Origin of the sequence: Vibrio rumoiensis 1S-45, from assembly GCF_000286955.2 — a bacterium.
In the GTDB taxonomy this organism is placed as follows: domain Bacteria; phylum Pseudomonadota; class Gammaproteobacteria; order Enterobacterales; family Vibrionaceae; genus Vibrio; species Vibrio rumoiensis_A.
On sequence record NZ_AJYK02000063.1, the window covers coordinates 15,640 to 42,469 of the forward strand.

The following is a 26,830-nucleotide window of genomic DNA, read 5'->3' on the forward strand; positions in this document are numbered from 1 at the left end:
TATCAGCAAATATGCTCCCATAATAACGTGCAAAAGTTTATATGGATATGAATTATATTAACTGGCTGATTTTAAGGTGGGTTTGATTAATTCTGATACTTTTCGACCTAAATAAATGCCCGCGATCATTGAGACAATAGAAGCAATGCTAGCCGGTGATAAAGACGGGATACCAATCAGAAGTTGTGAATCATTTCCGCCTCCCGCTATCACACCACCTAGTCCCATTAAAATACCGGAAGCTAAGTGCAGCAAGTGGCGAGATAAACCACCAAATTCAAGTTTGAATAACTTTCGTTTTAATGCCGAGATTAGCATACCAATAACTAAACTTAATACTAAGCCAAAGCGCGTGATATCTGGCCATGAAGCATTATTTTCATTCCATAATGCAGTACTAATATCTTGTAATAAACCACTTGGTGTCCAATGAGGTTGATACACAAAAACAAGGCTAGCCATAAAGCCAATAAGCAGCATATCTCGCCAAATTTCTTTATTCTTTTTAGAAAAGCGAGGAATCAAAATGCAAAGAATAAGAGAGAAGACAAATAAGTAAATACCTTGCTGATGGAAGTCATAACCAATTCGCTGTTCTGAAATTGAGTTCATATAAGGGGTTAAAATTAACCAACCAATGAGCCAGCCACAAACGGTACTGAACATCACCAATTCGCCACGAACTAACCGATAAAAGGCAGAGGGGTGAGGGCATAAGCGGTAAAATGTTGCAGCGCTCCAATTTGATAAGCGGCTAAGATAGCAACCCATGAAAATGCGCTACTGCACAAGATGGCAAGCAGAAAGCTAGGTTGCCCGTGACGTGCTTTTTCGACACCACGAACCATGCATAATCCAATGCGTTGAGCGTAATAGCCAACCGCTGCCGTCAGAAAAGCCGCGATAATAAAAAAAAATATTTCAGTGTTTATGGGCAAGTAATAGACCAATTAATGATTATTATTGAAGCATGGTAATTTGGCGTGATGAAATGTAAACGTGGCAGAGTCAATAATGTCGTATCCACCACGTTTCAATTTTGTCTTATTCGGTAAACCAATATCCTTTATTTAATAATTCAGTCAATAACTGAATGGCGGCAGGAATACTGGTTAAAGAAGCTAACGTTTGTGGCTCGATCTCGTCGTCATCACACAAAACACTAGCGAGTGGTTCTAATCCTGCTTCGAGTGGGAAAACTTCACCATTAATGAATAAAGTATTTTGGTCGGTTTCTAGATATAAAGCACGTAAACCAGAAACTTTATAAATGCCTTCACCTAGCTGGATGTGTTGCATGACATCATCCATTGTCCATTCTTCTTCAGGCGCAACCACATTAAGCTGATGGCGTGATTGGCTGAGCATACAACCTAAGAAATGATCGATTAACGCTGGGTCTTGTGTCGCTTTTTTTAACATGTCACTGAGTATGTTGGCATCATTACGTTGAATCATACCATTGGCCGATTGTGTTTTTTGTTCAGGGTTATGTAGGTGAACATCACCAATATCATGGGCTAATACATAATCCGCAAAATTGCTGAGAAGTTCTTGCTCTTTTGGTGAACGAAAGCCAACTGAATAGCTCATTGATGCTTCTAATGCATAGCCATCATGAGGAAAACCTGGTGGAATATACAAAACATCACCGGGTTCTAGCACTTCATCAATAATGGCATCAAAGCGATCAATTTGACGAAGGGCAGAGTTACGGCACACTTCGTCATATTGGCCTTCATCTTTGGCCCCAACACGCCAATGGCGTTTGCCCATGCCTTGGCAAATAAAAACATCGTATTGGTCAATGTGAGGACCTACACCACCATTTGGAACCGCAAAGCTGATCATGAGATCGTCAAATAACCACCCTGGCATTTCTTTGAATGGGGTAACTAAATCGGCAGCTTGTGGGTGCCAATGGTTCGCCGCTTGAACAATCAAAGACCAATTCGTTTCGCCCAGTTCAGCAAATTTATCTTCAGAAAATGGGCCATGCTCGGCTTTCCAATCATCATTGAGGTTTGAGATAAAGCGAGAATCGATTTCTTCTTCCATTGAAAGACCGGCTAATTCATCTGGAGAAAGCGGATCTACAAAGCCTTGTTGTGGCGTATCGAAAAATAATCCACCTTTAATAATAGTGGGTTTCTTTTGCCAAAATTCGGCCATAAATTCAGAAAGCGAAAACGAAAGCTGGTACATGATAAGCCTATTTATAAATATGAATCAGAACAGGGGGGGAGTGTAGCAGAAAAGCAATAAAAAAGGGCTAGCCGAAGCTAACCCTAATAGAAGTAAAGTGACTTTTAAATTACTTCAACAAATCAGTCAATCGAACAGCATCACCGATGTAATTCGCTGGCGTCATTTGTTTTAGACGTACTTTTTCATCTTCAGGGATTTCTAAACCATCGATGAATGCGCGCATGCCTTCGCCATCAACACGTTTACCACGAGTTAACTCTTTTAGCTTTTCATACGGTTTTTCAATGCCGTAGCGACGCATGACCGTTTGTACTGGTTCGGCTAGTACTTCCCAGTTTTTATCCAGTTCCGCTTCTAGGGCTGCTTGGTTAACTTCAAGTTTGCTAATACCGCGCATAACTGAAGAGTAAGCAATCATGGCATAACCACAACCAACACCTAAGTTACGAAGAACCGTTGAGTCAGTTAAGTCACGCTGCCAGCGAGAAATTGGCAGTTTTTGCGCGAGATGCCCAAAGATAGCATTGGCTAAACCAAGGTTACCTTCTGAGTTTTCAAAGTCGATTGGGTTCACTTTATGCGGCATGGTTGAAGAACCAATTTCGCCAGCAATGGTTTTTTGCTTAAAGTGACCCAATGCAATGTAACCCCAAACATCACGATCGAAATCGATCAAGATAGTGTTGAAACGTGCAATCGCATCAAATAATTCAGCGATGTAATCGTGTGGTTCGATTTGAGTGGTGTATGGATTCCAATCAACGCCTAGTGATTCAGTAATGAATTCTTCGCTGAATTTATGCCAATCCAGTTCAGGGTAAGCTGAGATGTGGGCGTTGTAGTTACCAACCGCGCCATTCACTTTCGCTAGGATTTCAACGTTAGCAATTTGCTTAAATTGACGTTCCATACGGTAGGCCACGTTTGCCATCTCTTTACCCATCGTAGACGGAGAAGCTGGTTGACCGTGAGTACGAGAAAGTAATGGAATATCACGATACTCAACTGAAAGCCCTTTAATCGCATCAATAATTTGACGAATCGCTGGCAGTACAACTTCATCACGCGCTTCTTTTAACATTAACGCATGAGAAGTGTTGTTGATGTCTTCAGAGGTACATGCAAAGTGAATGAATTCACTTACTGCGTGCAATTCTGGCATTGCTTCAACTTTTTCTTTCAGGAAATATTCAACTGCTTTTACATCGTGATTAGTGGTGCTTTCAATGGTTTTGATGCGGTTAGCATCTTCTTCACTAAAATTAGCCGCTAAATCATTAAGGTATTGATTGGCTTCGTCACTGAATGCCGGGACTTCTGCAATCGCAGAGGTCGCTGCAAGCTTTTGTAACCAGCGAATTTCAACGATGGTACGGTACTTAAGTAAACCGTATTCACTGAAGATTTCGCGCAACGCAATCGTTTTACTTCCGTAACGGCCGTCTACCGGTGAAACAGCAGTCAATGCTGACAGTTCCATGTGGATCTCCTGAATTAAATTGAGTTAAATTGAAATGAGTTTGAAAGAGGTTGTTGCATCATCATACTTATTAAGCGCGAGCTAGCAAGATTTTGGCTTGTTCAACCATTTTCTTGCGATTTAAGATAAGGTGACGACGCTTACCACCAACTTGACGCCATAATACAGCGCAACGTACACCCGCTAATAATAACGCGCGAACTTTATGTTGATTGATGGTTTGTTGCAATATTTCTGGGGTGCCAGATACTTGAATGCGAGGGCCGACAGGGCTAATAACATCAAGGTAAACACTGGCTAAGTTACTGATCATCTGATCATCGAATAAATCGTAATGTTCAGTTTGGCGTTCAACGGTGCTGAGTCGGTCACCAAGTTGGGCCATTGAGTCTGGACGTGAGTTGAGTTTACGCTCTAGAGCCATGATACTGATGATATAACGGGTAGTTTCACTGCCACTTGGTGTGCTATCAATACCTTTGATCAGAGTTTCTAAACCGAGTTTTAAATTTGATTCATCACCAAAGACATCTAACGTATTGCGAGGATTCATGTTAGTGATGGTTTTTAGAGCAGTCTCAAAAGCAGCAGAGTCACACTGTCCGTTACGAGCCACTTGTTGAACAAGGGCCACTGCTTGGCAAATTCCCGCAAAAGCGATAGTACGGTCATAAAGTGTGTTTGCCACGTTTGCTTCTCCTAAAAAATCAATGGTGCTTAAAAACAGTAACGTTGAATGAATCTGGGTATAAACAAAAGGGCCAGAAACAGCCCTTTAGTTTTATTAAATTCTTGCTTCGATGATTCCGCCACCTAAACAAACATCATCTGCGTAGAATACCGCAGATTGTCCCGGAGTCACAGCGACTTGAGGCTCATCAAAGATGACTTTAATGCTTCGATTATCCGTCAAATCTGAATTTTCAATATCAGTCACGTCTATAGGTTCGATTGTACACGGAATATCTTGCTGACGATAACGTGTTTTTACCGAGCATCGAATAGTTTGTGTGAGGTTTTTACGATCAACCCAGTGAAGCTGAGAAGCGATGAGTCCTTCCGATTTTAATAAAGGATGATCGCCACCTTGTACCGCAATTAATACGTTACGTTTTAAATCTTTTTCAGCAACATACCATGGCTCTTCATTACCACCGCCACCTTTCTGGCCTCCAATGTGAAGCCCTTTACGTTGCCCAAGAGTGTGGTACATCAACCCTTGGTGTTCGCCAATCACATTACCGTCAGGTGTTTCAATTTTGCCAGGTTGCGCTGGTAAATAGCGAGATAAGAAATCGGTAAATTTACGCTCGCCAATAAAACAGATACCAGTTGAATCTTTTTTCTTAGCAGTAATGAGGTCTTGCTCTTCTGCAATACGACGTACTTCAGGCTTTTCTAAATCACCCACTGGAAATAGGCTGCGTGCTACTTGTTCATGGCTTAATGTGTATAAAAAGTAGCTTTGGTCTTTATTGTTATCCAAACCGCGCAGCATTTGAGGTTTATCACCCGCCGCTTGTTGCTCTGCTGTTGGGAAAGTGCGACGAACATAATGTCCCATCGCAATATAGTCGGCCTCTAATACTTCATCGGCAAACTCAAGGAATGCTTTAAATTTGATTTCTTTATTACAAAGAATATCTGGGTTTGGCGTGCGGCCTGCTTTGTATTCGGCTAAGAAGTACTCGAATACGTTATCCCAATACTCGGCAGCAAAGTTGATGGTATGCAAGTGAATACCCAGCTTGTCACACACAGCTTGAGCATCGGCTAAATCTTCAGCGGCGGTGCAATATTCTTCATTATCATCTTCTTCCCAGTTTTTCATGAAAAGACCTTCAACTTGATAACCTTGCTGTTGCAGAAGGTAAGCTGAAACGGATGAATCTACGCCGCCGGACATTCCGACAATGACTTTCTTTTGGCTGTTATCTGACATGTATTAGGTACCACATAATTTATCTGGGGCGAATTCTAACAGAAAGTTAGTGCTGGTGACAGATCTGCAAGCCAGAACGAAGCCCAAATATACGCTAATTGATGTGTTTAATATGGGGTAATAAACAATAGAATCAAGTCTACAGTTTTATCTGTTTATACTCGCCGGGTTGAAGATCGTTTAATGACCAATCTCCAATCGAATACCGAACCAAACGTAGAGTAGGGAAGCCGATATGAGCGGTCATTCTACGGACTTGACGGTTACGCCCTTCAATAATAGTGATCGCTAACCAGGTTGTTGGAATGGCAGCTCTGAATCTTACAGGAGGATTTCGCTCCCATATTGTCGGCTCTTCCATAATTTCGATTGTAGCCGGTAATGTCATACCATCTTTGAGCTCAACGCCTTGGCGTAATTTCTCTAAATCACTTTCTGTGGGAGAACCCTCAACTTGTGCCCAATAGGTTTTGGGTGATTTGGATTTAGGCTGAGTGATCTTGGCTTGTAAAATACCATCATTTGTCAGCACCATTAGGCCTTCACTATCGCGATCTAAACGTCCAGCAGCATAAACATCCTTTACATCAATATAATCGGCTAACGTTTTTCGCCCTTCGCCATCGGTGAACTGGCTTAATGTGTCGAAGGGTTTATTAAAGAGTAAAATAATACGATTTTCAGCGCTGATGATAGATGCGGGTTTTACTGTGCGAAAATTTGAAACGCGAGAATTCGATGGTCGCTTGTGACTTGTACGTTGCGGCTTTTTAGGTTTTTCATTAGAGATCGGATCTGTTTTAAACTTACTGCGCTTTTGTGTGGCAAAATGCGACTTAGAAGGGGTGGACATGTTAACTACCTTGCAAAAATATAAACAAACTGTATGGGTAAGTTTTAATAAAACCAGAAATGATCTAGTATAGTGCGCGCTAAACACAAGATAATAGACTAATTACTCGAATTTGTTTAATTCAATCGAGAAATTCTTACCCAAGAGGCTTTCTCGTTAGGTGTATGCTTCAAGTCCGAAGGGTATAGTAATTATCAAATAACAGAAGGAGTCTGTTATCTTACAACATAGTATTAAGTCGACTGATATGACTTAACTCTTGAGCCATACAGCCTATCTCATCCATTAAGGCTGTTCGATCTATATAGGGAAATTCAATGCCTACAAATAAGCCAACAATTATTTACACCATTACAGATGAAGCACCAGCACTGGCTACTTACTCATTATTGCCAATTATTCGTGCCTACACCGCTTCTTCTGGTATCGATGTTGATACCCGTGATATTTCATTAGCGGGTCGTATTATTGCGAACTTTCCTGATTATTTAACTGAAGAACAACGTATCGGTGATGCATTAACCGAGCTTGGCCAACTAGCGAACACGCCAGAAGCCAATATCATCAAATTGCCAAACATCTCTGCATCTATCCCACAATTACGTGCTGCTATTAAAGAGCTTCAAGCGAAAGGCTACGCACTTCCAAATTACCCAGATGAACCTAAAACTGATGAAGAACGTGCGATTCAAGAAACGTACGATAAAATCAAAGGTAGCGCAGTAAACCCAGTATTACGTGAAGGTAACTCTGACCGTCGTGCTCCGCTTTCAGTGAAAAACTATGCGAAGAAAAACCCACACTCAATGGGCGCATGGGATACTCATTCAACTTCTCATGTTGCTAGCATGACAGAGCAAGATTTTTATGGCAGCGAGAAATCAGTCACTATCGATGGTGCAACGTCAGTTCGCATTGAACATGCTGATGCAGCAGGTACTGTAGAAGTATTAAAGGCTGATTTTGCGATTCAAGATAAAGAAATCATTGATGCTGCGGTACTTAATAAAGCTGCATTGGTTGAGTTTTTCGAAAAAGAAATTTCTGCTGCGAAAGAGCAAGGCATCTTACTTTCATTGCACTTGAAAGCTACCATGATGAAAGTTTCAGATCCTGTGATCTTTGGTCATGCGGTCAAAGTTTACTATAAAGATGTATTTGCCAAATACGGCAGCGTATTTGAAGAGCTTGGCGTCGATGTGAACAACGGTCTTGGCGATGTTTACAGTAAGATCGAATCTCTTCCTGCTGAGCAAAAACAAGAAATTGAACAAGCGATCCAAGCGGTTTACGCGACTCGCCCTGCTTTAGCCATGGTGGATTCTGATCGTGGCATTACTAACCTCCACGTACCAAGTGATGTAATTGTTGATGCGTCTATGCCAGCAATGCTTCGTTCTTCAGGTAAAATGTGGAATAACGATGGCCAACTTCAAGACACCAAAGCAATGATCCCAGATCGTTCTTATGCAGGTGTTTACCAAGCGGTTATCGATTTCTGTAAACTGCACGGTGCATTTGATCCAACCACAATGGGCAGCGTGCCTAACGTTGGTTTAATGGCTCAAAAAGCCGAAGAATATGGTTCACACGATAAAACGTTCGTCGCGAAAAAAGCGGGCGTGGTTCGCGTAGTGGATAGCAATGATAAAGTGTTGCTTGAGCAAGATGTTCAAGAAGGCGATATCTTCCGCATGTGCCAAGTAAAAGACGCACCAATTCAAGATTGGGTGAAACTTGCTGTCACTCGTGCACGTGCATCAGGCGTTCCTGCTGTTTTCTGGTTAGACGAAAACCGCGCTCATGATTCTGAACTGATTAAGAAAGTGAATGCGTACCTTCCAGATTATGATACAGACGGTTTAGACATTAAGATTCTTAACCCGGTAGCTGCAACCAATTATTCTTTAGAACGTATTAAAGAAGGTTTGGATACAATTTCAGTAACTGGTAACGTTTTACGTGATTACTTAACCGATTTGTTCCCAATTCTTGAATTAGGTACGTCGGCGAAAATGCTTTCTATCGTGCCATTAATGAATGGCGGCGGTTTGTTTGAAACGGGCGCAGGTGGTTCAGCTCCTAAACACGTTCAACAAGTTGAGAAAGAAAACCACTTACGTTGGGATTCTTTAGGTGAGTTCTTGGCTTTGGCTGCGTCACTTGAACACTTAAGCACGGTAACTGGAAATGCTAAAGCGAAAGTATTGGCAGATGCTCTTGATAAAGCGACAGGTCAATTCCTAGATGAAAACAAATCACCATCACGTAAAGTGGGTGAGTTGGATAACCGTGGCAGTCACTTCTACTTAGCGTCTTTCTGGGCTAAAGCATTGGCAGAGCAGTCTGAGGATGTGGATCTTGCAAAACAATTCACACCAGTGGCAGCAGAGCTAGCTGAAAAAGAGCAACAGATCGTATCTGAGCTAAATAACGCACAAGGCGCACCTGCTGATTTAGGTGGTTACTATTCAGTTGATAATGACAAAGTATCACGCTTAATGCGTGCAAGTGCGACGTTGAACGCGATTGTAGACAACCTTAAGTAATCTAATTAATGATATGGTGCCTTTTCTATAAGGTACATTAATTGACAAAAACGACTCTTAGTGAGTCGTTTTTTTTGCCTGTAATCTAGAGTGCGTAAATAATTACCAAAGAATACTTTTACCTTACTTTGGCGTGATCATTAAAATTAATAAGGTTTAATGGTAGTGCGAGATGGGAAGTGGTATAAATTAAACGTAGCTAAATTTTTAATGAATCTGGATAATGGTCAAGCTAGGTGTTGTCTGTAGATTGGCCACTGAATTAAATCTATAAGGTAAATTTAACTTATTGAGTTAAATTGGTTTAATCGTTAAGTCGGGTGGATATGAAGCAGTCAATAAACCAATCACTTGATATGCTTAGTTATAAAAAGCATGCGGAAAACACAGCTCGTTATAGTTCTGTTTTAATGTTGCATTTATCTAAAGAAAACCCTGAAATAACATTAAATTATCAAAAGTCAACGATACTTGCTGCAAAGTGGCATGATGTTGGTAAAAGCCAAATTCCAGCTTCTATTGTGTTTAATGCCCGTCGTTTGAGTCAGAACGAGTTCAACTTGATGAAAACCCACCCTTTACGTGGTGTCGAGTGTTTTAAAAATACAGACACCCAGTATGATACTGCGACTCAAAAAATCATTATTTATGCCACCTTATAACTAATATAGGGTGGCATTAGATAACGAAATAGCTTGGAAAGGGCGGTTATCTTTATTTACTTTGATCGGTTTCGACTGGCATCACCAAACTAGCATGAGAGCCTTTAGGGCCTTTTTCCACTTCGTATGATACTTGTTGACCAGCTTTCAACGTTCGGTACCCATCCATTTTTATGGTGGAGTAGTGAGCGAAAATGTCGCCTTCCTCACCTTCTGGGCAAATGAATCCAAATCCTTTGGCATTGTTAAACCATTTAACTGTACCTGTAGCCATGCTTTACGTCCCTCATGCTTTTTAACGATGACAACGGTTAATTTTTTAACCACTCAGAACACAATTTAGACAATCACAGCTGACAGTCAATAGTTTTGAGTGATAATTCAACGATGGAATGTAAAAATATTGATATTGATTTAACTTTTATTTAACTATTTTGTTTATGGTTTTCATCATATTTCATTAGCAAGGTGAATGGTTGCTGTAATTTTGACCGTTCGATGGGCGACTCTCGCGTAAACGTGATCTTTTATTTGCAGGGATACCATAGGTGCATTAGTCTCTAAAAGAGAGGATAAATTAGTAGTCATATTTTTTATCAAAGCGATAACAAAGTAGATGTTGAAATGAGTAAGCAATACCAATGGACTTCACCAGATATTGATTTTCTGGCTGAAGAGAAAACGAAGGTTAAACCGCCGGCAATGTATCGTGTTATGTTGAATAATGATGATTACACACCGATGGATTTTGTAATTGAGATCTTGAATCGTTTTTTCTCTATGGATTTGGAGAGTGCGACTCAAGTTATGCTAACAGTACATTACGAAGGAAAAGCGGCTTGCGGAACATTTACCGCAGAAGTAGCAGAGACAAAAGTAATGCAAGTAACAATGTATGCAAAAGAACATGAGCATCCTTTGTTGTGTACGATGGAACAGGTGTAAACCTGCTGTAGCTTATATGAACAGACTTCACTGTTCTTTGGGGAGGTAGCTATGCTAAATAAAGAATTAGAAATGAGCTTGAATAGTGCATTTATACGCGCTAGAGAAAAGCATCACGAATTTATGACAGTAGAGCATTTATTGTTGGCTCTTCTTGATAATGATTCGGCAAATGAAGCTTTATCTGCCTGCCAAGCCGATATAGAGACCTTACGTCAAGAGCTCGATACATTTATAGACCAAACGACCCCTTTGATTCCTGCTGCAGACGATGAGAGGGAAACTCAACCGACATTAAGTTTTCAACGTGTATTGCAAAGAGCTGTCTTTCATGTCCAATCGTCAGGTCGCAGTGAAGTGGCTGGGGCCAATGTTCTCGTTGCCATCTTCAGCGAACAAGAATCACATGCGGCTTACCTGTTGAAGAAAAATGATATCAGCCGTTTGGATATCGTTAATTTTATTTCTCATGGCATCCGGAAATCAGGCGATGAGAGTGACAATAATTCCTCAAGTAGCTTTAACGAAGAACCTGCCCAAGAAAGCAATTCAGAAGAACGTTTAGATAGCTTTGCTACCAACCTAAATGAAGTGGCGAAGAAGGGCCAGATCGATCCTCTTATTGGACGAGATGTTGAATTAGAACGAACGATTCAAGTACTTTGCCGCCGTCGTAAAAATAACCCTTTATTAGTGGGTGAAGCTGGCGTTGGTAAAACTGCGATAGCAGAAGGCTTAGCATGGAGAATTGTAGAAGGGCAAGTTCCGGATGTAATTAAAGACTCTGTTATCTACTCGCTTGATATTGGTTCTTTGCTGGCCGGTACGAAATATCGTGGTGATTTTGAAAAGCGCTTTAAAACCATTTTAAAACAACTTGAAAAAGAAAAAGATACGATTTTATTTATTGATGAAATTCACACTATCATTGGTGCTGGTGCTGCATCAGGTGGGCAAGTGGATGCGGCCAACTTAATTAAACCTTTGTTAAGTAATGGTAAGCTACGCTGTATTGGCTCGACAACTTATCAGGAATACAGCAGTATTTTTGAGAAGGAAACAGCTCTTGCAAGACGCTTCCAGAAAATTGATATTTTAGAACCATCAATTGACGATACGACTAAGATTTTGATTGGTTTAAAGAGTAAATATGAAGAGCACCATGAAGTGCGTTTTACGAATAAAGCGCTTCGTGCTGCTGTGGAATTGTCAGCTAAGTATATCAATGAAAGACACTTACCTGATAAAGCGATTGATGTGATGGATGAAGCTGGAGCGCGTTGTCGATTAGCTCCGGTAGGGAAGCGTAAAAAAGTTGTTAACGTGGCCGATATTGAGACTATCGTAGCGAAAATGGCCCGCATTCCTGAAAAATCAGTATCATCATCTGACAAAGAAACGCTGTCAAAGCTGGATAGTCGATTAAAAATGCTCGTGTTTGGTCAGGATCCGGCTATTGATGTGCTTTGTGAAGCGATTAAGTTAACTCGTGCTGGTCTTGGACATGAACATAAGCCGGTCGGTTCTTTCTTGTTTGCTGGCCCTACAGGGGTAGGTAAAACGGAAGTGACAGTACAGCTTTCAAAATTGCTTGGCGTGGAATTATTACGTTTTGACATGTCTGAATATGGTGAACGCCATTCAGTTAGCCGTTTGATAGGCGCACCTCCTGGGTATGTTGGTTACGATCAAGGTGGTCTATTGACTGATGCAGTCATTAAACACCCTCATTCCGTTGTTCTTTTGGATGAGATTGAAAAAGCACATTCCGATATTTTCAATTTGTTATTACAAGTGATGGATAACGGCACACTAACGGATAATAATGGTCGTAAAGCCGATTTCCGCAATGTGATTTTTGTGATGACAACCAATGCCGGAGTTCAGGAAACCGAGAAGCAATCCATGGGGCTGATTCAACAAGATAACAGCCCAGATGCGATGGCGGAAATCAAGAAGGTGTTCACACCAGAGTTCCGTAACCGTCTTGATAACATTATTTGGTTTAATAGCTTGAACGAAGACATGATCCATCAAGTTGTGGACAAATTTATTGTTGAGCTGCAAGCGCAATTAGATGTTCGTGGTGTATCAATGGAAGTATCTGAAGATGCGCGTCATTGGTTAGCTAAACGTGGTTATGATAGAACGATGGGCGCAAGACCGATGGGTCGAGTCATCCAGGATAAGCTGAAAAAACCACTGGCAAATGAATTACTATTTGGTTCATTAGTCGACGGTGGAACGGTGAAAATCACCCTTAATGGTGACGATCTTGAGTTTACGTACTTGAACCAAGAAGAAGCGGTTCATTAAGCCTCGAGATTGATATCTTGGTTAAACTGTCAAAGGTCCTTAATTATTTAAGGGCCTTTTTTGTACAGGTTATATGCTCAAGTGAGCATAAGATACGTGTTCTGAGTTCCATTGAGAGCAAGTAGGTATAAAATTTAAATAATAAAAAACCGAAGCCTAAACTTCGGTTTTAAAATTAGTCATAGAAATGCGAAATATGGTTTCAACAATTCAAATGATGGATAAGTGATTAACGAGCACGGAAGACGATACGGCCTTTAGATAAATCGTATGGAGTCATTTCTACAGTCACTTTGTCACCCGTTAAGATACGGATGTAGTTTTTACGCCTTTTTCCAGAAATATGTGCAGTTACTACGTGACCATTTTCTAGTTCAACACGGAACATAGTGTTTGGTAATGTGTCAAGGACAGTGCCTTGCATCTCGATTACGTCTTCTTTTGCCATTTAATCCTCTTACCGAAATTTGGCTTATTTTTAACTACTGGATTGCGTAGTCAAAATAGGGGTAATGATGCTCAAGCATATAAATATGATGCTCGAGTTTAAAGTTGTTGCGTATTCTACCCTTGCCAACGTTGATTTACTAGCTTTTGATGATGCTGAAAGCGAACTTTGTAATTCATCGCAGGGCAATCATCAATTTGGTAACCCAAATAAAGCCATTGTTTTCCCATATTTTGTGATTGTTTCATTTGCAACAAAACGCAAAGTGTACCGAGCGATAATGCATATTCAGGTTCAAAAAAAGTATAGAAAGCACTGAGACATTGTTCCATACAGTCGGTCACGGCGATCGCAATCAATTTGTTATTGTCATAAAGGTGCAAAAACTGTGGCTTTAGCCAAGTTGTATTAATAAATTGGTAAAAAGTATCTCGGTTGGCTGGAAACATACTTCCATTGGAATGGCGTATTGAAATATAGCGTTCATAGAGTTCAAACCAGTCACTATCTAACTCTTCTTTAAATTCCCAGCGCAGATGATGAGCTTTATTAAGGAGTCTTTTTTGGCTTTTAGAAAAAGTGATATCCGGTATCGCCACTCTAATTGGCTGACAGGCTTGGCAGTGATCGCAATGTGGTTTGTAAATAGTATCGCCACTGCGTCTAAATCCATTGGCTAAAAAGATTTCGTAATGTTCTGGTGTATGGTGCTCCGCTTCAATAATGACGGCGACACGCTCTTGTTGTGCTGGTAAGTAGCTACATTGGCTATTATTCGTGAGGCCAATTTTAATTTGATTTGATTCCATGCTATCAATCTTCAAGTGAGAGTGTTTGAGGATGAAATAAATCGTCAGCAATGTTCGATGATTTATACTGATCCAGTTGCGATATAAATGATTCTCGAGTTATATCAATGACGCCTAAGCTGAGTAGGTGATCATTCATGATTTGGCAATCAATCAATTGTCCTCCCACACGATTAAAATAATGGCATAAATGCCAAAAGGCGATTTTAGAGGCATTGCTTTCACTTGAAAACATAGATTCACCACAAAAAATTCTGCCTATTTTTAAGCCATATAAGCCGCCAATAATACTGTCATTTTGCCATACTTCAATGGAATGGCAGTGACCTAAATGCGCTAACTTAATATAGGCATCTTGCATTTCTTGAGTAATCCATGTTTCTTCAATACTTCTGGTGCTTGCACAAAGCTTAATAATAAGCGGTGTGGCTTTATTTAAAGTGACAGTTAACCCAGATCGTCTCATGTGTTTACGTAAGCTTTTTGAAGGTTTGAATTCTGCTGGGCGAATAACCGCTCTAGGTGTTGGGCTCCACCACAAAATAGGGTCATCATCAGAAAACCAAGGGAAAATGCCACTCTGGTACGCTTGTAGTATGGTTTCTGGATGTAAGTTACCACCAAAGGCGAGTAAACCATTCGGTTCGTTTAAAGCTTGTTCAACAGGGGGGAAGGGCTCATTTAAAGTATCGAGACAAGGTAAATAGAGGGTCATAATAGCCATATTCCAATTTATGAGCGAAGAAAAGAGAGTGAGAGTATATAAATCAGTCACAAAGGATGATGATAGCAATATTTAGACTGGCACTGAATCTTGTTTTTGGTTAATCTCGAAGGAATATTTGAGGATGACTCATAAACTTTAAGCGATTATGCAAGGAATGTTGTAACTAATGGAAAGCCTTACTCTTCAACCCATTCAGAAAATTTCAGGTGAGATTAATTTGCCTGGTTCGAAAAGTGTTTCAAATCGTGCTTTATTGCTAGCAGCATTGGCAACAGGAACGACTCGCCTAACGAATCTTCTAGATAGTGATGATATTCGTCATATGTTAAATGCTCTGACAGCCCTTGGGGTTAATTATCAATTATCAGATGACAAAACTATCTGTGAGGTTGAGGGGTTAGGTGGTCCACTGTGTTCAAATTCCGTTTTAGAATTATTTTTAGGTAATGCTGGCACGGCTATGCGTCCATTAGCTGCGGCTTTATGTTTGGGGCAGGGGGAATTTATATTAACAGGCGAGCCTCGAATGAAGGAGCGTCCTATTGGCCATTTAGTTGATGCATTACGTCAATCTGGTGCTAGTGTTGAATATCTTGAAAATGAAGATTATCCGCCACTTAAAATTATAGGTACAGGTTTAGAGTCCGGTTCAGTATCGATTGATGGCTCTATTTCAAGCCAGTTTTTGACCGCATTTTTAATGGCTGCCCCCCTCGCTAAAGGTGATATTACAATCAATATTGAAGGGGAGTTGGTTTCTAAACCTTATATTGATATTACGCTTGATATCATGGCTAAATTTGGTGTGTCAGTCGAGAATAACAATTATCAATCATTTGTTGTCTCTTCAGGGCAAAGCTATCAAAGTCCTGGCCATTATTTAGTCGAAGGCGATGCATCATCAGCATCTTATTTTTTAGCTGCTGCGGCTATTAAAGGCGGAGAAATAAAAGTTACTGGGATAGGTAAAAAGAGTATCCAAGGCGATATTCAATTTGCTGATGCGTTAGAAAAAATGGGCGCACAGATTGAATGGGCTGATGATTATGTTCTTTGTCGTCGTGGTGAATTAAATGCGATAGATATGGACTTTAATCATATTCCCGATGCTGCCATGACGATCGCTACTGCGGCATTGTTCGCTAAAGGCACTACGGCCATTCGTAATGTTTACAACTGGCGTGTGAAAGAAACAGACCGTCTAGCTGCTATGGCGACGGAACTACGAAAAGTAGGGGCAGAAGTTGAAGAAGGTAATGATTATATTATCATCACACCGCCAGCTCAATTGACGCATGCGGCTATTGATACCTATGACGATCATCGTATGGCGATGTGTTTTTCTTTAGTGGCATTGAGCGATACGCCTGTGACCATTAATGATCCTAATTGTACGTCTAAAACGTTCCCTAATTACTTCGATAAATTCTGTGCATTGAGTCAACAATAGAGCCACTTAGCTTGCACCGGATATCTCGTTCAAAAAATTAATTGATGCCTTCAAGCCTTACTATTTTGTGAGGCTTTTTGTTTTTTTAATGAATCAATTCTTTATTTCCATCTACCACTCTCCACAATATTCACCTTGTCACTTCATGATTAATGCATTGATAACGGAATCACTACAAAGATCAAATTTTGTAAAAATAATGACTTTCATCGCAATATGTTATGCAGGGTAGGTGGTATTTCTGTATAATTCAGCGCTTGAATTACGTCATACCCGGAGAAAATTTATGTCATCTCGAAGCCCGGTAATCACCGTTGATGGTCCAAGTGGTGCAGGGAAAGGCACGTTATGCATGATGTTAGCAGAGAAATTAGAATTTCATTTGTTAGACTCAGGCGCAATATATCGTGTACTTGCTTTAGCAGCGCTTCATCATGGTGTAGACACCGAATCGGAAGAAGCATTAGTCCCTTTGGCTACGCATTTAGACGTGCAATTTATTGCTGAAGGCGATTTGGTTAAAGTGATATTAGAGGGTGAAGACGTATCTAAAGAATTACGTAAAGAAGAGACAGGTAATGCAGCATCAAAAGTGGCGTCATTACCTCGCGTTCGTGAAGCATTATTACGTCGTCAGCGTTCATTTAGCGCAAAGCCAGGCTTAGTTGCAGATGGTCGAGATATGGGAACCGTGGTGTTTCCAAGTGCGGAAGCTAAGATATTCTTAGATGCGAGCGCTGAAGAGCGAGCTCAACGCAGGTTGAATCAGTTGCAACAAAAGGGCTTAAGTGGTAAATTCGATCAACTTTTACGCGATATTCAAGAGCGTGATGATCGAGACCGTAATCGTGCGGTAGCGCCATTACGCCCTGCTGATGACGCGTTAGTGATTGATTCTACGTTACTTTCTATTGATGAAGTCGTAGAGCAAGCACTTAAATACATCAAATCTAAACTCATTAAGTAACAGCTTTTTTAGAAAAGTTTGTGCTTGGTGACAAGGACTGTCGGTCGCAAGGATGATGACTGGCTAATTTATCAACCCCATGCGGTAGGATACCCATGGACGTTTAATTAATTGAAGATCATATATAATGACTGAATCTTTTGCTCAACTCTTTGAAGAGTCGCTAAACGAACTAGAATTCCGCCCAGGTACTATTGTAAAGGGTACTGTTGTTGCTATCGAGAACGGTTTCGTTCTTGTTGACGCAGGCCTAAAATCTGAATCTGCTATTCCAGCTGAACAATTCAAGAACGCTGCTGGCGAACTTGAAGTTGAAGTTGGTGCTGAAGTAGATGTAGCACTTGACGCTGTTGAAGATGGTTTCGGTGAAACTCAACTTTCTCGTGAGAAAGCTAAGCGTCACGAAGCGTGGATTGTTCTTGAGAAAGCTTGTGAAGAAGCTGAGACTGTTGTTGGTATCATCAACGGTAAAGTTAAAGGCGGTTTCACTGTTGAATTAAACGGTATCCGTGCTTTCCTTCCTGGTTCTCTAGTAGACGTTCGCCCTATTCGCGATACTGCTCACCTAGAAAACAAAGAGCTAGAGTTCAAAGTAATCAAGCTTGATCAGAAACGTAACAACGTTGTTGTTTCTCGTCGTGCTGTTATCGAATCTGAAAACAGTGTTGAGCGTGACGAACTTCTTGAAACTCTACAAGAAGGTACTGAAGTTAAAGGTATCGTTAAGAACCTTACTGACTACGGTGCATTCGTTGATCTTGGCGGTGTAGACGGCCTACTTCACATCACAGATATGGCTTGGAAGCGTGTTAAGCACCCATCTGAGATCGTAAACGTTGGTGACGAAATCCTAGTTAAAGTTCTTAAGTTTGACCGTGAGCGCACTCGTGTTTCTCTAGGTCTTAAGCAACTTGGCGAAGATCCATGGGTAGCTATCGCTAAGCGTTACCCAGAAGGTCACAAACTAACTGGTCGTGTAACTAACCTAACTGATTACGGCTGCTTCGTAGAAATCGAAGAAGGCGTTGAAGGTCTAGTACACGTTTCAGAAATGGATTGGACTAACAAAAACATCCACCCATCTAAAGTGGTTAACGTTGGCGATGAAGTTGAAGTTATGGTTCTTGATATCGACGAAGAACGTCGTCGTATCTCTCTAGGCCTGAAACAATGTAAAGCTAACCCTTGGCAGACTTTCGCTGAAGCGCAAGCTAAAGGCGACAAAGTAACTGGTAAGATTAAGTCTATCACTGACTTTGGTATCTTCATCGGTCTTGACGGTGGTATCGACGGTCTTGTTCACTTATCTGACATTTCTTGGAATGCTCAAGGTGAAGAAGCAGTTCGCGACTACAAAAAAGGCGACGAAATCTCTGCAGTTGTTCTAGCAGTAGATGCTGATCGTGAGCGTATTTCTCTTGGCGTTAAGCAAATGGAAAACGACCCGTTCAATAGCTACGTTGCAGACAACAAAAAAGGTACGCTTGTAAACGGTACTGTAACTGCAGTTGACGCGAAAGGTGCTACAATTGAACTAATCGAAGGTGTTGAAGGTTACATCCGTGCTTCAGAAGCAGCACGTGACCGTATCGAAGACGCATCTCTAGTGTTCAGTGTTGGTGATAGCATTGAAGCGAAATTTACTGGTGTAGACCGTAAAAACCGCGTAATCAACCTATCTATCAAAGCTAAAGACGAAGCTGAAGAGCAAGAAGCAATGGCTACACTAAACAAAACTGATGAAGCTGCGTTTGGTAATGCTATGGCAGATGCTTTCAAGGCTGCTAAAGGCGAATAATAATCGCCTATATTTAGGGGGCCTAGTATTGGCTCCCTTTTTCGATAAGTTAGAGTAAAGTGAGGGAATCACCTATGACTAAGTCAGAGTTAATAGAACGACTATGTGCTCAACAAACACACCTTTCAACTAAAGAAGTAGAAGATGCGGTTAAGGATATCCTTGAACACATGGCTGCTAAATTAGAAGATGGTGATCGTATTGAAATTCGTGGTTTCGGCAGTTTTTCTCTACATTATCGAGAGCCACGCGTTGGTCGTAATCCAAAATCAGGTGAAAAAGTGGAGTTGGAAGGTAAATACGTTCCTCACTTTAAACCAGGTAAAGAATTACGTGAGCGTGTAAATAGTAGTATGTAACGAATACACATAGAATATTTGAAAGCGGCAGTCTTGATAGATTGCCGCTTTTTTGTTGTTAGTGACTGCCAGAAATGCCTTTTAATGTATAATATTTCTGAGTTTCAATGGATTGGCAATGGAGTGTCTGACAAATTTGCTGCATAATCTAGGGAAACGTTTCTTAGCTTAATGGTGGTACTGATGAAAATTATAAAAATCATATTGGTTATCGCACTTTTTCTTATTGCGTTAGCACTTGGTGCTCAAAACCAAGAAACGGTGACGTTTAATTATCTTGTAGCGCAAAATGAATTACCTTTATCTTTATTGTTAGGCGTCGTTTTTGTTGCTGCGTTTGCTATTGCATGGCTGATTTTTGGTAGCTTATATTTAAAATCTACTCTCACGATTCGTCGCTTGCGTAAGCAATTAAATAAATCGAAATCACAAGCGACTTCTCAATCATCAGAGCAATTACCTGAAATCAAAGGTTAGGTTTATTCGTAAATGCTAGAGCTACTTTTTCTGCTGTTGCCGATTGCCGCCGCCTACGGTTGGTATATGGGTAACCGTAGTGCTCGACATGACAAACAGGAACAATCCCATCAGATCTCACGGCAATACGTTAGAGGTCTAAACCTGTTATTGTCTGAACAATCTGATAAAGCCGTAGATCACTTCATTGAACTTTTACAGGTTGATGATGAAACCATTGATACACACTTGGCTTTGGGGAACTTATTCCGCTCTCGGGGTGAAGTTGATAGGGCAATTAGGATTCACCAAAATCTAATTACCCGTGAAGGTTTAACCATAGATCAGAAAAATATCGCACTACAACAACTGGCTAAAGACTATATGGTATCGGGCTTTTTTGACCGAGCAGAAAAGATCTTTGAGCAGTTGGTTGATGAGCCAGAACATAAAGAACAAGCCCTTCTTCAACTTGTCACTATCTATCAGCAAACCCGTGAGTGGAGCAAAGCGATCAAGTATGGTGATGCTTTAGTATCTATGGGCAAAAAGAAAATGCGTAAGGATATCGCGCACTATTGGTGCGAGCTTGCTATGCATGAATTGAGCTTAACCAATACCTCAAAAGCAGTACTTTACTTTAAAAGAGCGATTACAGAAGACCCTAAATGTGTTCGTGCGACCATCGCATTAGGTAACATTCACCTTGAATCTGATAATTACACTCAAACGATTAAATGTTTAGAAAAAGTATTAGAACAGGATATCGATTACATTCCTGAAGTTTTGCCAACCTTAGCTGACTGTTATTATCAAATCGATCAAGAAGCCGGAATGTTGGAGTTTTTGAAAAAGTGTATCGCTAAAAAAGCAGGGGTATCGGCTGAGTTGATGTTGGCACAAATGGTGGCTAAACATGAAGGCATTGCAGCAGCTCAAACCTTGCTAACACAGCAGTTGATCAAAAATCCGACAATGAAAGGTTTCTACCGTTTAATTGATTATCATATTGCGGAAGCCGAAGAAGGCCGAGCCAAAGACAGTTTAACTACGTTACAAGAAATGGTTGGGGTTCAAATGAAAGCAAAACCTCACTATCAATGCCGTCAATGTGGTTTTGCCACTCATGCAATTTATTGGCACTGCCCTTCATGTAAAGGGTGGGGAACCATAAAGCCGATTCGCGGTTTAGATGGCGAATAAATAATATATTCCGCTACACAACATATTAAGAATAAATCATCCAATTGTTTAACGACAATAAAGACAGAGGAAAATCAATGTTAGACCCCAAAGTGATTGTTGCCCTTGATTATGACAACCAGAATGATGCTTTAACCTTTGTGGACAATATTGATCCAACACAGTGTCGTTTAAAAGTGGGTAAAGAGATGTTTACGCTTCTTGGTCCTGATTTTGTTCGACAACTTCATGCTAAAAACTTCTCTGTTTTTTTAGACTTAAAATTTCATGATATTCCTAACACATGCTCTAAAGCCGTTCGTGCAGCTGCAGAATTAGGTGTATGGATGGTTAATGTGCACGCCAGTGGTGGTGAGCGCATGATGACAGCCTCGCGTGATATTTTAGAGCCTTATGGTAAAGATCGCCCACTGTTAATTGGTGTGACTGTCTTAACGAGCATGGAACAATCAGATTTGGCTGGCATTGGTCTAGATATCACTCCACAAGAGCAAGTAAAGCGCTTGGCTAAGCTCACTAAGAATAGTGGTTTAGATGGTGTAGTGTGTTCAGCTCATGAGTCTTCAATGTTAAAATCAGACTTAGGCAACGAGTTTAAATTAGTGACGCCAGGTATTCGTCCTGCAGGCAGTGATGCAGGCGATCAACGCCGCATTATGACACCCGCTGAAGCAATGACAGCAGGCTCTGACTACTTAGTGATAGGTCGTCCAATCACACAAGCTAGCAACCCTAATCAGGTGCTCATAGATATCAATGCTACCTTAAGTTAATATTTGGAAGTATTGAACATACCCATCTCATAACTAGCATTACGTATATATAGATCTCAGTGTGAGCGATCCTCACACTGAGATTTTTCTTTTATGCGCTTTAATACCGAATATCGCTCATATTTATAAGTCGTTATTTCGTTCGCTTGGAATATCACTTAAATATTGAACGAATTCCACTTCAAAACCTGCGGGATCGATAAAATACACATTACGACGAAATGGGTTGGCTGTACCAGGGTTTGCGATTTGATAATCTGCGTTTTGTAATCGTGAAGTGAGCGAATCAATGTTATCAATGACATAAGCAAAATGTGCTAGACCGGTTTGATGACCGGCTAAATCTCTATTCGCTCCTACACCGTTATCACTGATGGCAATGTAGTATTGGTCATCGCCAAAATGCAACCAACGTCTTGGTTTTCCATACCATTCACTTACGCCTTCACTGCGAACTTTCCAATGCGGGAATGCTGTTTGGTAGAATTTCAACATGGCTTCAACATCACTGACCACTAAATTGATATGCTCTAAATACATAGTATTTCCTTATCTGTTTATGCGTTATCTTATTGAGCATGTTAAAACCTAAGGTTAACTTGAGGTAAAGTATTTTGTTCAACTTTGATAATCCTGTGAGGGCGATGGCATAAGGTAAATTGAGTGAGGTTAAGATGTACTATTTTTCCTTTTTGTATGAAAATATAACGATAAGATCGTGGCAATCGTCGTGTGTGTTACAATGATAACCATTGTTTAAATCAGAGATGCGTATGAATGTAGATATCCTTTTCCATAAAACTTACCAACACCCAACCAGCAAGGAATGGGTGGTGTTTGTGCATGGGGCAGGGGGCAGCTCATCGTTGTGGTTTAAGCAGATTAAAGATTATCGACAACACTTTAATTTATTGTTGATCGATTTAAGAGGACACGGTCGCTCAAATCGATTGTTAAAAAATATCATCTCAAAAAATTATTCATTTCAAGATGTCACCACTGACATATTGCGTGTTTTGGACCATCTAGAAATTAAATCAGCCCACTTTGTTGGCATGTCTTTAGGCACGATTCTCGTGAGAAACTTAGCTGAAATGGCAAGTGAACGAGTGAATAGTATGGTGTTAGGTGGCGCTATCACGCGCTTAGATATTCGCTCTCAAGTACTGGTGAAAGCGGGTGATATGTGTAAGCACATAATTCCGTACATGTGGCTATATAAATTATTTGCATACGTTGTAATGCCTCAGCGCAACCAAAAAGAATCAAGACACTTGTTTATCCATGAAGCAAAGAAGTTGTGTCAGAAAGAATTTAAACGTTGGTTCAAGCTAGCTGCGGATGTGAATCCGATGATGAAATATTTTAGAGAGCGTGAAATATCTATTCCTACGCTTTATTTAATGGGAGAGTTGGATTATATGTTCATCCACCCTGTTAAAGAGATGGTAGCGAAGCATCAAAGCAGTTGGCTATTAGAAATCCCAAATTGTGGGCATGTCTGTAATGTAGAACGCCCACAAGAGTTTAACCAGCACTCTATCGAGTTTATTCAAAAGCACTGTAAATAAATTCATTTACAATGTTCGCAATGTTATTGATCCTTGTGACTGTTGCCGCAATTCCAACATATGGCAAATTGTATTTCTACTGATTCATTGCACAGATCGCATACCCAATTGGGTGAATCATCATCTTTTCTATTGTCGTATTCGGCAATGATTTTCTTTGCTTTGCCCTCAAACATATGATCGACAAGCCAGACATAAGGATCCGTATCGTTAGTCATGGGGATTTCTCCTTTTAGGCTGAAAATATTGTCTGAATGAACTTGAGCTTCAATGCCTTGGCTTTCAAGCAAACCGCGAACAATATGTGCTTCTACAGGGTTTTGTGCACTAAATATTTTCATAATTCGTCACTCCTAGGTGTGGCTGCTTCAGCTTGCTGTATGGTTTTGTAACCTGCCCAAATACGATTCGCAGTAGTCATGAAACACAATGCCGCAAAAATACCAGCGAGTATTGGAAAGTGTTGTGGCCATAGACAAAACGCAATAAAAATTGCGATAGTTTCTGTGCCTTCAGTAATGCCAGCCATGTAATATAACGATTTATTTTGATAGACAGGGTTCTCTATATTTTGCTTGGCCGCAATCGAAGCAAAGGCAAGAAAGCTACTCCCAGTGCCGACAAATGAGACAATCAGCAATGCCCCCCAAACTGCGTTTTGTTCTGGATTGGCAAGTATGAAACCAAAAGGGATAAGTGCATAAAACAGAAAATCTAGGCTGATATCTAAGAACCCTCCGGCATCAGACTGCGTGGTTAGCCTAGCAATCGCACCATCTAATCCATCACCTATTCTATTACAAACAATAAAAAACAGCGCCAGTAGGTATTGTTCAAGCCACAAGCTGGGTAAAGCACATAAGCCTAACAAAAAGCTATACCATGTCACTTGATCCGCTGAAATATGCTTACTAACACACAGCTTTGCCGCTATGTTCAGCGGTTTTTTGATAATGGGAATGATGTATCTATCAAGCATTCAACATTTCCTTTTTTAAATTTTCCCAATAGATAAGTTTGCCGTCAGATGGAATATCATCCTCGTCGTGAGTCACCATTAAAGCCGGTATCTGTGCCTGTTTTAATTGGTCAAATACCCAAGCCCTAAATGTTTCTCTTAAATCTTTATCTAATTTACTAAATGGTTCATCTAATAAAACCACTTTTGGGTTTGCTTGCAGCATTCTTAATAAGCTAATACGAGCACGTTGACCACCTGAAACTTGATTCGGCATTGAGAAGGCCAAGTGATCAAGCTTAACTTGTTGCAGGCACTCTAAGGCTCGCTCTTTACGTTTCTGACCTTTAATTTCGTTTGGTAAGGCGATGGCAATGTTTTCCCAGATATTTAAGTGTGGGAAGAGCAGATCGTCTTGAAACAGAATGCCAACCTGACGTAAATGAGGCTGCGCGGATTGGATTGGCTGCCCATCTAATAAAATGCTGCCTTCTAACCAAAAATCGTTAGCTAGGTGGCCAGCAATAGCGCTGAGTAATGTGGACTTTCCACAACCACTTGGCCCCATTAAGGTTAGGACTTCACCTTGGTTAATAACTAAATCCACATTTTTGATTAAAGAGGATTCATTTTTATGGTGAATCGATAGAGATTGTATTTGTAAACTCATTGTGTAGCTCCTTTATCTAAGGAACGAACATTCATTCTTCTATGTAAAAATCGATTGGCGATAAGAGCAATGCTGAAAGATACAAAAGGTAAAATTGCTTGCCATAGCGCATATAACGCAACAACACGACGATCATGACCACTAGATAGGGCAACGGCTTCAGTTGTTAGTGTAGTCACACGCCCAGAGCCTAACATGATGGTTGGTAAATAAAGTGCAAGGCTTACGCTCATGCCCATTGCCCATGCAAAAATCAAAGCACTTGAAAGGGTACGTACCTTAATCTTAAACCAAGTTTTAAAGGGTGAAAGCCCTAAACTGATGGCTGTTTGTGATAAACGAGTCGGGTAGCTTTTCCAAGGGCCATCTAAGCTTAAATAAACATACGGAAAAATGAAAAAGACATGCGACCAAACTACCCAAAAAAAATAATAATCTTGGCCTGCCCATAAACTCGTGACTTGCATGCCAAATAAAAGCGACAACTGTGGAATTAACATAGGCAGGGCTATGATGTACATAGGGAGAGCAAGGCGATATTTTTGTCGATATTCATGTGCAATCACTGCTAAACACAAAGCAATTATACTGCTAATAAGGGAGATATTGATGCTGGTAATGATGGTGTCTTGAATATACACCCATTCACTTTGCCAAAATCGTAAACTCCAATGGCTAGGTAACATATTAGGAAATTGCCATCGTTGAGCAAACGTCCAAATAATGATCACTGGTATTGTTGCTAAGCTAATCGCAGCTAAGACATGAAAGAAATAAGGCTTCATCTCAAGCGAACAACGTCGGCCAGAGATCATCCATGAGCGATAGAGCCGTAAAAAGAATTGCTCTAGAACCCAAACTAAAGTGATTAGTAATGAACATAAGATAAATAGGACAAATGCACCCGCTGCCGCACGAGGAAGCTGATTCAAATCAGGCTCATTAAACCATTGCCATACGAGAACGGCGAAAGTAGGTGGGTGAGTTGGGCCTAATATTAAACTGACGTCCACCACCGAGCCGGAATAAGCCATAATGGCGAATAAAGAAAAACGCATATGCTTCCACCACTGAGGGAACAATGCTTTCCACCATGATTGTTGAAAAGAATAACCCAAGCTTTGGCTGACTTGTAATGTTTGCGATACCTTTAAATTATGTAAAATTGGCATGCTCATTAGCAATAGAAATGGTGTTTCTTTTATGGCTAACGCAAAGGTTAAGCCGATACCAAAATTGTCTTGTAATGAAAATAGACTATTAAATACCGTATCACTAAATGCCCAATGTATCGCGCGAGCAATCCAACCAGTATCCGAAAATAAAAAAAGAAATCCCACTGCGAATGCCACATGTGGCAAAGCTAAAAGTGGTGATAACGATTTCTCAACTCTTCCCCAAAAACGAGTGCCCCAATAAGATTGAATGATCGAAAATGTCATTAATGCTGCAAGTAATGTACTTGCAATAGCAATGAAAAGGGTTTGATGGATAGAGTGCATAACGCCAGGCCATGAAAAAACTGCGCTGAAGGCGTTAAGGTCTACATTGAACAGTCCAAGCGGTGGAATGTAGCCCAGTGCTGGGGCTACCATGCCAAAAAAGCCAGGTATAAGAGGAAATACCCCAATCAGTAATACAGCGAAATAACTCAATCGAAGCATAAATCTTTTGTCCATTGGTGAC

At 40.6% G+C, this 26,830-nt stretch carries 28 protein-coding genes; 12 read left to right on the forward strand and 16 right to left on the reverse strand.

Features of this window, described 5'->3' with window-relative positions:
• Positions 1-57: 57 nt before the first annotated feature.
• The 7 genes from A1QC_RS08750 to A1QC_RS08775 all read right to left on the reverse strand — a co-directional run bounded on the left by A1QC_RS08750 (position 58) and on the right by A1QC_RS08775 (position 6,483).
• On the reverse strand, positions 58-666 hold the full coding sequence (locus tag A1QC_RS08750; protein WP_017024030.1) for a YeeE/YedE thiosulfate transporter family protein: 609 nt from the start codon (positions 664-666) through the stop codon (positions 58-60).
• Positions 667-683: 17 nt separating this feature from the next.
• Positions 684-938 carry a hypothetical protein gene (locus A1QC_RS15550; RefSeq protein WP_158006025.1) on the reverse strand — a complete coding sequence of 85 codons (255 nt, stop codon included), beginning with the start codon at positions 936-938 and terminating at the stop codon, positions 684-686.
• Positions 939-1,044: 106 nt separating this feature from the next.
• On the reverse strand, positions 1,045-2,205 hold the full coding sequence (locus A1QC_RS08755; protein WP_017024032.1) for a cupin domain-containing protein: 1,161 nt from the start codon (positions 2,203-2,205) through the stop codon (positions 1,045-1,047).
• A gap of 109 nt (positions 2,206-2,314) precedes the next feature.
• A complete protein-coding gene (gene purB / locus A1QC_RS08760) occupies positions 2,315-3,688 on the reverse strand; it encodes an adenylosuccinate lyase (RefSeq protein WP_017024033.1) in 1,374 nt (457 codons plus the stop codon).
• A 70-nt stretch (positions 3,689-3,758) separates the two neighbouring features.
• The gene (gene hflD / locus A1QC_RS08765) at positions 3,759-4,376 is read right to left on the reverse strand and encodes a high frequency lysogenization protein HflD (protein ID WP_017024034.1); all 618 of its coding nucleotides are present in this window, start codon (positions 4,374-4,376) and stop codon (positions 3,759-3,761) included.
• A 96-nt stretch (positions 4,377-4,472) separates the two neighbouring features.
• On the reverse strand, positions 4,473-5,630 hold the full coding sequence (mnmA, locus tag A1QC_RS08770; protein ID WP_017024035.1) for a tRNA 2-thiouridine(34) synthase MnmA: 1,158 nt from the start codon (positions 5,628-5,630) through the stop codon (positions 4,473-4,475).
• Positions 5,631-5,769: 139 nt separating this feature from the next.
• On the reverse strand, positions 5,770-6,483 hold the full coding sequence (locus A1QC_RS08775) for a pseudouridine synthase (RefSeq protein WP_017024036.1): 714 nt from the start codon (positions 6,481-6,483) through the stop codon (positions 5,770-5,772).
• A gap of 317 nt (positions 6,484-6,800) precedes the next feature.
• Here A1QC_RS08775 and A1QC_RS08780 point away from each other — a divergent pair, with 317 nt between their 5' ends.
• Positions 6,801-9,032 (forward strand): NADP-dependent isocitrate dehydrogenase, encoded by a 2,232-nt coding sequence (locus A1QC_RS08780; protein WP_017024037.1) that lies wholly within the window; start codon positions 6,801-6,803, stop codon positions 9,030-9,032.
• A 326-nt stretch (positions 9,033-9,358) separates the two neighbouring features.
• On the forward strand, positions 9,359-9,694 hold the full coding sequence (locus tag A1QC_RS08785; protein ID WP_017024038.1) for a hypothetical protein: 336 nt from the start codon (positions 9,359-9,361) through the stop codon (positions 9,692-9,694).
• Between the two features lie 52 nt (positions 9,695-9,746).
• Here the strand turns inward: A1QC_RS08785 and cspD are convergent, their stop codons facing one another.
• A complete protein-coding gene (cspD, locus tag A1QC_RS08790; RefSeq protein ID WP_017024039.1) occupies positions 9,747-9,968 on the reverse strand; it encodes a cold shock domain-containing protein CspD in 222 nt (73 codons plus the stop codon).
• A gap of 350 nt (positions 9,969-10,318) precedes the next feature.
• On the opposite strand from cspD, the gene clpS reads away from it, so the two are divergent.
• Positions 10,319-10,639: an ATP-dependent Clp protease adapter ClpS gene (gene clpS, locus A1QC_RS08795; protein WP_017024040.1), complete on the forward strand. Its 321-nt coding sequence runs from the start codon at positions 10,319-10,321 to the stop codon at positions 10,637-10,639.
• Positions 10,640-10,690: 51 nt separating this feature from the next.
• A complete protein-coding gene (clpA, locus tag A1QC_RS08800; RefSeq protein WP_017024041.1) occupies positions 10,691-12,955 on the forward strand; it encodes an ATP-dependent Clp protease ATP-binding subunit ClpA in 2,265 nt (754 codons plus the stop codon).
• A 229-nt stretch (positions 12,956-13,184) separates the two neighbouring features.
• On the opposite strand, the gene infA is transcribed toward clpA, so the two are convergent.
• From infA to aat, 3 genes are all read right to left on the reverse strand, one after another.
• Positions 13,185-13,403, reverse strand: coding sequence for a translation initiation factor IF-1 (gene infA / locus A1QC_RS08805; protein ID WP_017024042.1), 219 nt, complete (start codon positions 13,401-13,403; stop codon positions 13,185-13,187).
• A 116-nt stretch (positions 13,404-13,519) separates the two neighbouring features.
• A complete protein-coding gene (locus tag A1QC_RS08810) occupies positions 13,520-14,212 on the reverse strand; it encodes an arginyltransferase (RefSeq protein ID WP_017024043.1) in 693 nt (230 codons plus the stop codon).
• Positions 14,213-14,216: 4 nt separating this feature from the next.
• The gene (gene aat, locus A1QC_RS08815) at positions 14,217-14,927 is read right to left on the reverse strand and encodes a leucyl/phenylalanyl-tRNA--protein transferase (protein WP_017024044.1); all 711 of its coding nucleotides are present in this window, start codon (positions 14,925-14,927) and stop codon (positions 14,217-14,219) included.
• 178 nt (positions 14,928-15,105) lie between these two features.
• Here aat and aroA point away from each other — a divergent pair, with 178 nt between their 5' ends.
• The 7 genes from aroA to pyrF all read left to right on the forward strand — a co-directional run bounded on the left by aroA (position 15,106) and on the right by pyrF (position 21,945).
• On the forward strand, positions 15,106-16,389 hold the full coding sequence (aroA, locus tag A1QC_RS08820) for a 3-phosphoshikimate 1-carboxyvinyltransferase (RefSeq protein WP_017024045.1): 1,284 nt from the start codon (positions 15,106-15,108) through the stop codon (positions 16,387-16,389).
• A 286-nt stretch (positions 16,390-16,675) separates the two neighbouring features.
• Positions 16,676-17,356: a (d)CMP kinase gene (cmk, locus tag A1QC_RS08825; protein WP_017024046.1), complete on the forward strand. Its 681-nt coding sequence runs from the start codon at positions 16,676-16,678 to the stop codon at positions 17,354-17,356.
• Positions 17,357-17,483: 127 nt separating this feature from the next.
• Positions 17,484-19,154, forward strand: coding sequence for a 30S ribosomal protein S1 (gene rpsA, locus A1QC_RS08830; RefSeq protein ID WP_017024047.1), 1,671 nt, complete (start codon positions 17,484-17,486; stop codon positions 19,152-19,154).
• A gap of 74 nt (positions 19,155-19,228) precedes the next feature.
• On the forward strand, positions 19,229-19,513 hold the full coding sequence (locus A1QC_RS08835; protein ID WP_017024048.1) for an integration host factor subunit beta: 285 nt from the start codon (positions 19,229-19,231) through the stop codon (positions 19,511-19,513).
• A gap of 183 nt (positions 19,514-19,696) precedes the next feature.
• Positions 19,697-19,990, forward strand: coding sequence for a LapA family protein (locus A1QC_RS08840; RefSeq protein ID WP_017024049.1), 294 nt, complete (start codon positions 19,697-19,699; stop codon positions 19,988-19,990).
• A gap of 12 nt (positions 19,991-20,002) precedes the next feature.
• Positions 20,003-21,172, forward strand: coding sequence for a lipopolysaccharide assembly protein LapB (gene lapB / locus A1QC_RS08845; protein WP_017024050.1), 1,170 nt, complete (start codon positions 20,003-20,005; stop codon positions 21,170-21,172).
• A 77-nt stretch (positions 21,173-21,249) separates the two neighbouring features.
• Positions 21,250-21,945 (forward strand): orotidine-5'-phosphate decarboxylase, encoded by a 696-nt coding sequence (gene pyrF, locus A1QC_RS08850; protein ID WP_017024051.1) that lies wholly within the window; start codon positions 21,250-21,252, stop codon positions 21,943-21,945.
• Between the two features lie 123 nt (positions 21,946-22,068).
• Here the strand turns inward: pyrF and A1QC_RS08855 are convergent, their stop codons facing one another.
• Positions 22,069-22,485, reverse strand: coding sequence for a VOC family protein (locus A1QC_RS08855; RefSeq protein ID WP_017024052.1), 417 nt, complete (start codon positions 22,483-22,485; stop codon positions 22,069-22,071).
• A gap of 233 nt (positions 22,486-22,718) precedes the next feature.
• On the opposite strand from A1QC_RS08855, the gene A1QC_RS08860 reads away from it, so the two are divergent.
• Entirely contained in the window at positions 22,719-23,516 is a 798-nt protein-coding gene (locus tag A1QC_RS08860; RefSeq protein WP_017024054.1) for an alpha/beta fold hydrolase, read from the forward strand.
• Between the two features lie 23 nt (positions 23,517-23,539).
• On the opposite strand, the gene A1QC_RS08865 is transcribed toward A1QC_RS08860, so the two are convergent.
• From A1QC_RS08865 to A1QC_RS08880, 4 genes are read right to left on the reverse strand one after another with little or no spacing between them, the layout of a single operon-like run.
• Positions 23,540-23,857 (reverse strand): DUF2007 domain-containing protein, encoded by a 318-nt coding sequence (locus A1QC_RS08865; RefSeq protein ID WP_017024056.1) that lies wholly within the window; start codon positions 23,855-23,857, stop codon positions 23,540-23,542.
• Positions 23,854-24,495: a CDP-alcohol phosphatidyltransferase family protein gene (locus A1QC_RS08870; protein WP_017024058.1), complete on the reverse strand. Its 642-nt coding sequence runs from the start codon at positions 24,493-24,495 to the stop codon at positions 23,854-23,856. The genes A1QC_RS08865 and A1QC_RS08870 overlap by 4 nt, the downstream gene beginning before the upstream one ends.
• Positions 24,488-25,144, reverse strand: a complete 657-nt coding sequence (locus tag A1QC_RS08875) for an ATP-binding cassette domain-containing protein (protein WP_017024059.1) — start codon at positions 25,142-25,144, stop codon at positions 24,488-24,490. Before A1QC_RS08875 ends, A1QC_RS08870 begins: the two co-directional genes overlap by 8 nt.
• Complete coding sequence (locus A1QC_RS08880; RefSeq protein ID WP_017024060.1) at positions 25,141-26,808, reverse strand: ABC transporter permease; 1,668 nt, start codon at positions 26,806-26,808, stop codon at positions 25,141-25,143. Before A1QC_RS08880 ends, A1QC_RS08875 begins: the two co-directional genes overlap by 4 nt.
• Positions 26,809-26,830 lie beyond the last annotated feature (22 nt).